This window comes from Streptomyces sp. 8L (assembly GCF_020176795.1).
In the GTDB taxonomy this organism is placed as follows: domain Bacteria; phylum Actinomycetota; class Actinomycetes; order Streptomycetales; family Streptomycetaceae; genus Streptomyces.
On record NZ_JAIUKE010000670.1, the window covers coordinates 1 to 1,135 of the forward strand.

Annotated in this window: 1 protein-coding gene; it reads right to left on the minus strand. The window is 70.1% G+C overall.

What is annotated here, in order from left to right; genetic code table 11:
* Positions 1 to 436: 436 nt before the first annotated feature.
* A complete protein-coding gene (locus tag LCE31_RS36820; protein WP_225022343.1) occupies positions 437 to 919 on the minus strand; it encodes a hypothetical protein in 483 nt (160 codons plus the stop codon).
* Positions 920 to 1,135: the final 216 nt, after the last annotated feature.

Here is a 1,135-nt window from a genome sequence, read left to right on the forward strand (position 1 = left end):
CCGCCCGGGGGCGCCCCCCCCGCGGCGCCCCCGCGGGGGGGGGTTTTTGGGGGTGGCTCCTTTTTTTGGGGGGGGGGGGGGGCGGCCGGGGGCGCCCCCGCGGGGGCCCCCCCCCGAGACCCATCGTGTGTAGTGCGCATAAGACAGACGGTAGGTCCCCGAGCGTCAGGACGCCTTTCGGCGCAACCACACCATTCTCCCCGACACTCGAACAGATGCGTAGGGCCGTCGGCGTCTGCTCGTCTGACACAACGCCGTCTTCGTGGACAAAGCGGCCTCCGAGCCCGGTTCGTGCGTTACGCCAGACAGGTGCTGGCGGTCATCGGCTGGGCTCCTGTTCGGGGGCGGGGCAAGCTTCTGCCGTGGGGGCAGGGCACAGGTAGCGGGCGACGATGTCCACGAAGTCGTCGTGGGCGACCTTCGCGGCCTCACGGGCCTAGGTGAGCCAGCGCTTGGCGGCCTGGCGGTCGGTGTGGGCTGTAACGGCGGGGATCGCCTGCCGGATCGCGTAGGTCAGCGTGACCATGCGGTCGGCGGCGGCGTGCACCGCCTGGTCCTCGATGAGGACGCGCAGCGCGACCAGCGGGCGGGTAACCGCGCTGCGGGTCATGTGACTCTCGCGGCGCAGGGCCTCGATCCGCTCGGGGCCGGCCTGCTTGAGGACGGCGTCGCCGCGCCTCCACATCGCGGTGCGGTGGTCGGAGGCGGCGCAGGCGAGGGCGGTGACGACCTCCAGGCGGTCACAGCGGATCGCCTCGCCGTGGGCGGTGCGCGCCTGCCGTTCGGCGGCTCGCTCCTGGAAGCGACCAGACACGATGGCGCCCAGCAGGGCGGCGACGACGGCGAGCGCTGCGGTGATGAGCTTGACTCTGTCCGAAATCTTGGAGTTTTTCGGTGCGCCAGCATGGTCAACGGGCATGCTCGGGTAGTTCCCCCGACCGACGAAGCTGTCGAGGTGCCCGTTGTCCCTTCGCCCCCGTTCCGGTGAGCAGGTTCCGTCTCTGACCGCGCAGGTTGCGCGGGCGAGCAACCCGAAGCTGGTGCGGTTGTCCCCTCCGGGTTCCAGGCATGGATCCGCGGTGGTCATTCCTGACATCGTCGCGGAAATTTTGGACTGAACCGTTCTATTGATCCG